9 protein-coding genes are annotated in these 6,642 nt (G+C 74.9%); 7 read left to right on the top strand and 2 right to left on the bottom strand.

All coding sequences use genetic code 11. The features are described 5' to 3' along the window. Positions 1-323: 2Fe-2S iron-sulfur cluster-binding protein (locus Q0112_RS06840; RefSeq protein ID WP_297973117.1), on the bottom strand; the 323-nt coding region annotated here is incomplete at its 3' end. After that, positions 320-1,162 carry an FAD binding domain-containing protein gene (locus tag Q0112_RS06845; RefSeq protein ID WP_297973119.1) on the bottom strand — a complete coding sequence of 281 codons (843 nt, stop codon included), beginning with the start codon at positions 1,160-1,162 and terminating at the stop codon, positions 320-322. The genes Q0112_RS06845 and Q0112_RS06840, both read right to left, overlap by 4 nt. A 130-nt stretch (positions 1,163-1,292) precedes the next feature. Between Q0112_RS06845 and Q0112_RS06850 the strand changes: the two genes are divergently transcribed. The 7 genes from Q0112_RS06850 to Q0112_RS06880 all read left to right on the top strand — a co-directional run. Continuing rightward, positions 1,293-1,706 (top strand): MarR family transcriptional regulator, encoded by a 414-nt coding sequence (locus tag Q0112_RS06850; RefSeq protein WP_297973121.1) that lies wholly within the window; start codon positions 1,293-1,295, stop codon positions 1,704-1,706. 186 nt (positions 1,707-1,892) lie between these two features. Next, the gene (gene rplU / locus Q0112_RS06855) at positions 1,893-2,282 is read left to right on the top strand and encodes a 50S ribosomal protein L21 (RefSeq protein ID WP_324564635.1); all 390 of its coding nucleotides are present in this window, start codon (positions 1,893-1,895) and stop codon (positions 2,280-2,282) included. Between the two features lie 14 nt (positions 2,283-2,296). Continuing rightward, complete coding sequence (gene rpmA, locus Q0112_RS06860; protein WP_297973123.1) at positions 2,297-2,566, top strand: 50S ribosomal protein L27; 270 nt, start codon at positions 2,297-2,299, stop codon at positions 2,564-2,566. Between the two features lie 81 nt (positions 2,567-2,647). Next, on the top strand, positions 2,648-3,214 hold the full coding sequence (locus tag Q0112_RS06865; protein WP_297973126.1) for a GNAT family N-acetyltransferase: 567 nt from the start codon (positions 2,648-2,650) through the stop codon (positions 3,212-3,214). After that, positions 3,211-4,236, top strand: coding sequence for a GTPase ObgE (obgE, locus tag Q0112_RS06870; protein ID WP_297973129.1), 1,026 nt, complete (start codon positions 3,211-3,213; stop codon positions 4,234-4,236). The genes Q0112_RS06865 and obgE overlap by 4 nt, the downstream gene beginning before the upstream one ends. Next, a complete protein-coding gene (gene proB / locus Q0112_RS06875; RefSeq protein ID WP_297973134.1) occupies positions 4,233-5,378 on the top strand; it encodes a glutamate 5-kinase in 1,146 nt (381 codons plus the stop codon). Before obgE ends, proB begins: the two co-directional genes overlap by 4 nt. Positions 5,379-5,389: 11 nt before the next feature. Further along, a partial coding sequence (locus tag Q0112_RS06880) for a glutamate-5-semialdehyde dehydrogenase (protein ID WP_297973131.1) occupies positions 5,390-6,642 on the top strand: 1,253 nt, incomplete at its 3' end.

Here is a 6,642-nt window from a genome sequence, read left to right on the forward strand (position 1 = left end):
GGGGTGCAGATGCCGCACTGGGCGGCGCCGTGGCGGAGGAAGGCGGCCTGGAGGCGGGAGAGGGTGCCGGCCCCGGCGAGGCCCTCGACGGTGGTGACGCTGCGGCCGGCGGCGCGGGCGGCCGGGGTGAGGCAGGCGCAGACTGGGGCGCCGTCGAGGAGCACGGTGCAGGCGCCGCAGTCGCCGGCGTCGCAGCCGACCTTGGTGCCGGTGAGGCCGGCGTCCTCGCGCAGGAGCTGGGAGAGGCGGCGGGTCGGCGGGGCGTCGAAGGCGGCGGGGCGGCCGTTGAGGGTGAAGGCGAGCGAGGGGCGGAGGAGGTTCACGCGCAGGCCTCGGCGATGGCGCGGCGGAGGAGCTCGGCGGCGGCCTCGCGGCGGTAAGGGGCGGTGGCGCGCACGTCGTCGATCGGGGAGAGGGGGGCGAGGTCGGCCGGGGTGATCGGGACGGTGCCGGTGGTGCCGCGGAGGCGGGCCTCGAGGGCGGGGAGGCGGCAGGCGACCGGGCCGGCGGCGCCGACGGCGAGGGCGGCGGCGGTGATGCGGCCGCCCTCGGTGACGATGCGGGCGGCGACCATGACGATGGAGATGACGAGGTGGGCGCGAGCGCCGAGCTTGCCGAAGGCGGAGCGGCCGGCGAGGGCGCGCTCGGGGAGGAGGACGGCGGAGAGGATCTCGTCGGGGCGGCGGGCGGTGGTGCGCGGTGCCGCGAGGAAGGCGGCGAGCGGGAGGCGGCGGGTGGCGGGGGTGCCGTCGAGGGTCCCGGCGAGGGTGCCGGCGAGCTCGACCTCGGCGTCGAGGGCGAGGAGCGGCGGCACGCCGTCGGCGGCGGGGGAGGCGTTGCAGAGGTTGCCGCCGATGGTGCCGGCGTTCTGGATCTGCACACCGCCGACCCCGGCCGCTGCGGCGCGCAGCGCGTCGCAGGCCGGCGGGAGCGGGGCGTCGCGGATCGCGGCCCAGGGGGTGCAGGCGCCGATGCGGAGATGGCCGTCGCGGCGGGAGATGCCGGCGAGCTCGGGGATGGCGGTGATGTCGAGGACCGGCCCGGCGAGCTCGGGCGCCGTGGTGGCCGGGTAGAGGTCGGTGCCGCCCGCGAGGAGCGTGCGGGGCGCGCGCGCGAGGATCGCCAGCGCGTCGGTCAGCGTCTCGGGGCGGTCGTAGACCATGCTCTCCCGCCAGCACCTCCCGTCGAGGACGCCCCTGTCCGGGCGTTCGTATGTGTGCAAATTAGTTTGCGGCCGGCACCGCGACCTGTCAAGGTTCGGCGCGGGTGCGGCAGCGAGGGGGGAGGGGGCGATGGCGGGGGAGTACCGGCTCGACGACGCGGTGGGCTTCATGCTCAGGCGGGCGAACCAGCGGCATCTCTCGGTCTTCGGCACGGTGGTCCCCGAGGTGACGACGACGCAGCTCGCGGCGCTGGCGCGGCTGGCCGAGCTCGGGCCGATGTCGCAGAACCAGCTCGGGCGGGCGACGGCGATGGACGCGGCGACGATCAAGGGGGTCGTCGGGCGGCTGGTGAAGCGGCGGCTGGTGACGACGACGCCGAGCGAGGAGGACCGCCGGCGGCTGATCGTCGATCTCTCGCCGGAGGGGCGCGCGCTCTTCGAGGCGCTGAAGGAGAGGGCGCACGAGGCGACGGAGCGGACGCTGGCGCCGCTCTCGCCGGCCGAGCGGGAGCGCTTCCTCGCGCTGCTGCGGCGGATCGTCTGAGGGGGCGGTCTGCGCCCTGCTTGACAGTCAGTACTGACTTATCCATATAGGCGGCCTTCCGCGGGGCCGTGCGTCCGGCGGGGGCAAGCTATGCAAGCGCGCAGTCCGCAGGCGCGGGGGCACCCCCCGCGGGAACGCCGGCAGGGCCGGGGCCGCAGGACGCGGGGTGAAGAAGGAAGAACGCGGATGTTCGCGGTGGTGAAGACCGGCGGCAAGCAGTATCGGGTTGCCGCAAACGACGTTATCACGGTCGAGAAGCTCGTGGCCGAGCAGGGCGCGACGGTGAGCTTCGACGAGGTGCTGATGCTCGGCGGCGACGAGGTGACGGTGGGCGCGCCGCTCGTCGCGGGCGCGAGCGTCAAAGCCGAGGTGCTGGAGCAGGTGAAGGGGCCGAAGGTCGTCTCCTTCGTGAAGCGCCGGCGCAAGCATTCCTCGCAGCGCAAGCGCGGCCATCGGCAGCAGCTGACGCGCGTCCGGATCATCGACATCATCGCCGGCGGCGCCAAGGCGGCCAAGGCGAAGGCCGAGAAGCCCGTGGAGGCCGAGCCGGCGCTCGAGCCCGCGGCGGCGAACTGAAGGAGGCCTGAGGGATGGCACACAAGAAGGCGGGCGGCTCGTCCAGGAACGGCCGCGACAGCAAGGGCCGGCGGCTCGGCGTGAAGCGGTTCGGCGGCGAGGCGGTGGTGCCGGGGAACATCCTGGTGCGCCAGCGCGGCACCAAGTTCTGGCCGGGCGCAGGCGTCGGGCTCGGGCGCGACCATACCATCTTCGCGGTGACCGAGGGGCAGGTGAGCTTCCACACCGGCTTCCGCGGGCGCACCTTCATCTCGGTGCTCCCGCCGGCCGCGGCCGCGGAATAGCCGCAGCCCATCGGGCGACAGTATCCCGAGAAGGCCGGCGGCAGCGCCGGCCTTCTCTCGTTTTCGCGCGAGGATTTCCCGATGACGGGAACGAAGCTCCCGATCGAGCCCGAGATCGCGACGCCGCGGCTGCGGCTGCGCCCGCTCCGCGCGCGCGATGCCGCGCTCGTCGGGCTCTACTGCAGCGACCGGCGGGTGGCATTGGCGACCGAGTCGATCCCGCACCCCTATCCGCCCGGCGCGGCGGAGGCCTTCATCGAGCGCGCCGGCGCGGCGGGTACGGAGGAGCGGCACTGGGCGCTCGACAGCGGCGAGGACGGCGGCAACGGGCTGGTCGGGCTGATCAGCCTGCGCCCGAAGGGCGAGGGCTTGGCCGAGATCGGCTACTGGGTGGCGCCGGCCTTCTGGAACACCGGCTATGCCAGCGAGGCGGTCGAGGCGCTGGTCGGGCGGGCCGACGCGGCGGGCCTCGGCGAGCTGGTGGCCGAGGTCTTCCAGGACAATCCCGCCTCGGTGCGGGTGCTGACGCGGGCGGGCTTCGCCTGGGAGGGCGAGGGCGAGGCCTTCTCGCTGGCGCGCGGCGCGATGGTGCCGACCTTCCGCTACCGCCGGGCAGCCGGGAGCACGGCCGGGGGCGGGGCGCGATGAAGTTCCTCGACCATGCCCGCATCGAGGTGCGCTCGGGCGGCGGCGGGGCGGGCTGCGTCAGCTTCCGCCGCGAGAAGTTCGTCGAGTTCGGCGGCCCGGACGGCGGCGACGGCGGCAAGGGGGGCGATGTGATCGCCGAGGCGGTCGAGGGGCTGAACACGCTGATCGACTACCGCTACCGGCAGCATTTCTTCGCGAAGAACGGCCAGCCGGGCGCCGGGCGGCAGCGCACCGGGCGGAGCGCGCCCGACGTGGTGCTGAAGGTGCCGGTCGGGACCGAGATCCTCGAGGAGGACGGCGAGACGCTGGTCGCCGACCTGACCCGCCCCGGCCAGCGGGTGACGCTGGCCGAGGGCGGCAACGGCGGCTGGGGGAACCTGCGCTTCAAGAGCGCGACCAACCAGGCGCCGCGCCGCGCCAATCCCGGCCAGCCGGGGGTGGAGCGCACGCTCTGGCTGCGGCTGAAGCTGATCGCGGACGCCGGGCTGGTCGGGCTGCCGAATGCGGGGAAGTCGACCTTCCTCGCCGCGGTCTCGAACGCGCGGCCGAAGATCGCCGACTATCCGTTCACCACGCTGCATCCCGGGCTCGGCGTCGTCGGGATCGACGGGGCGGAGTTCGTGCTCGCCGACATCCCGGGCCTCATCGAGGGGGCGAGCGAGGGCAGGGGGCTGGGCGACGCCTTCCTCGGCCATCTCGAGCGCTGCGCGGTGCTCCTGCACCTGGTCGACGGCACCTCGGAGACGTTCGAGGACGACTGGCGCGTCATCGTGCGCGAGCTCGAGGCCTATGGCGCGGGGCTGGCGCAGAAGCCGCGCGTGCTCGCGCTCAACAAGATCGACGCGCTCGACGCCGGAGAGGTGGCCGCGCGCTGCGCCCGGCTGACGGCGGTTGCCCGGATGCCGGTGCACGCGCTCTCGGGCGCGGCCGGGCAGGGGGTGACGGAGGTGCTGCGTGCGCTGCGTGCGGCGATCGACGCGGCGCGGGCGCCGCAAGCGGCGGATGCGCCATGGCAGCCATGATCGCGACCCCGCCCGAGCCTGCGGCGGCGGGCTCGGCGGCGCGGATCGCCGCGGCGCGCCGGGTGGTGGTGAAGATCGGCTCGGCGCTGCTTGTCGAGGCCGGGACCGGGCGGCTCCGGATCGACTGGCTCGAGGGGCTGGCGGCGGACGTCGCCGAGCTGCGCGAGCAGGGCAAGGACGTGATCCTCGTCTCCTCCGGCTCGATCGCGCTCGGGCGGCGGGTGCTGCGGCTGCCGGAGGCCGGCCTCTCGGTCGACCAGAGCCAGGCGGCGGCGGCGGTCGGGCAGATCCGCCTCGCGCGGGCCTACGAGACGGTGCTGGCGCCGCACGGGCTGACCGCGGCGCAGGTGCTGGTGACGCTGGAGGACAGCGAGGTGAGGCGGCGCTACCTGAACTCGCGCCGGACGCTCGGGACGCTGCTCGACTTCGGCGTGGTGCCGATCGTCAACGAGAACGACACGGTGGCGACCGACGAGATCCGCTACGGCGACAACGACCGGCTGGCGGCGCAGGTGGCGAGCATGGCGGGGGCCGACCTGCTCTTCCTCCTCTCCGACGTCGACGGGCTCTATACCGCCGACCCGCGCGTCGACCCCGCGGCGCGCCGGCTCGAGCGGGTGACGGCCATCACGCCCGAGATCGAGGCGATGGCGGGCGAGGCCGGCACGACGCTGGCCAAGGGCGGGATGAAGACGAAGATCATCGCCGCCCGCGCCGCGACCCGCGCCGGCTGCGCCATGGCGATCAGCGCCGGTGACGTGCTGCGGCCGATCTCGGCGCTGGCGGCGGGGGCGCCCTGCACCTGGTTCGAGGCGCACGGCGACCCGCGGGTGGCGCGCAAGCGCTGGATCTCGGGGATGAAGCCGCGCGGGCGGGTGACGGTCGACGCGGGCGCCGTCGCGGCGCTCGGGCGCGGCAAGTCGCTCCTGCCGGCCGGGGTGACCGCGGTCGAGGGCGGATTCCGCCGCGGCGACCCGATCGAGGTGCTCGGGCCGGACGGGGCGGTGGTGGCGCGGGCGCTGGCGGGGTACGATGCCTTCGAGGCGCGGCTCATCATGGGGCACCGCTCGGACCGCATCGCCGGGATCCTCGGGCATCCCGGGCGGGCGGCGCTGGTGCACCGGGACGACCTGGCGCTCTGAGGAGAAGGGGCATGGACGCTATGCTCGACGTGACGGCGCTGATGCAGCAGATGGGCGAGCGGGCGCGCGCCGCGGCGGCCGAGCTCGCCCATGCGCCGTCGGCGCAGAAGGACGCGGCGCTGCGGGCGGCCGCGGACGCGATCTGGGCGGAGCGCGCGGCGCTCCTCGCCGCCAATGCCGGCGACATGGCGGATGCCCGCGCGAAGGGGCTCCCGGCGGCGATGCTCGACCGGCTGGAGCTGACCGAGCCGCGGATCGCCGGCATGGTCGAGGGGCTCAGGGCGATCGCGGCGCAGCCCGATCCGGTCGGGCAGGTGATGGCGGAATGGGACCGGCCCTCGGGGCTGCACATCCGGCGGGTCAGGACGCCGCTCGGGGTGATCGGCGTCATCTTCGAGAGCCGGCCGAACGTGACGGCCGACGCAGGCGCCCTCTGCCTGAAGGCGGGGAACGCGGCGATCCTGCGCGGCGGCTCGGAGTCGCTGCGCTCGGCGCGGGCGATCCACGCCGGGCTGGCGGCGGGGCTGGCGGCGGCCGGGCTGCCGGAGGCGGCGATCCAGCTGGTGCCGGTGAGCGACCGGGCGGCGGTGGGCGAGATGCTGACCATGACGCGCTTCATCGACGTCATCGTGCCGCGCGGCGGCAAGGGGCTGGTCGGGCGGGTGCAGGCCGAGGCGCGGGTGCCGGTCTTCGCCCATCTCGAGGGGATCGTGCACATCTACGTCGACCGGGCGGCCGATCTCGCCAAGGCGCGGGCGGTGATCCTCAACGCCAAGACGCGGCGGCCGGGGATCTGCGGCGCGGCGGAGTGCCTGCTGATCGACCGGGCCTTCTGGGAGGCGGAGGGGGCGCCCTTCGTCACCGACCTGGTGGAGGCCGGCGTCGAGGTGCGCGTCGACGACGACCTGCTCGGGCTGCCGGGCGTGGTGCCGGCGGGCAGCGACGACTGGGGGCGCGAGTTCCTCGACATGATCATCGCAGCAAAGCTGGTCGACGGGGTGGACGGGGCGATCGCGCACATCCGCAGGTTCGGCTCGCAGCATACCGACTGCATCCTGACCGAGGACGACGCCGCGGCGGCGCGCTTCTTCGAGCGGCTGGACAGCGCGATCCTGATGCGCAATGCCTCGACGCAGTTCGCCGACGGCGGCGAGTTCGGCATGGGGGCGGAGATCGGCATCGCCACCGGGAAGCTGCATGCGCGGGGGCCGGTGGGGGCGGAGCAGCTCACGAGCTTCAAGTACCTGGTGGAAGGGGACGGGAC

Source organism: uncultured Amaricoccus sp. (genome assembly GCF_937858865.1).
Classification (GTDB): Bacteria; Pseudomonadota; Alphaproteobacteria; order Rhodobacterales; family Rhodobacteraceae; genus Amaricoccus.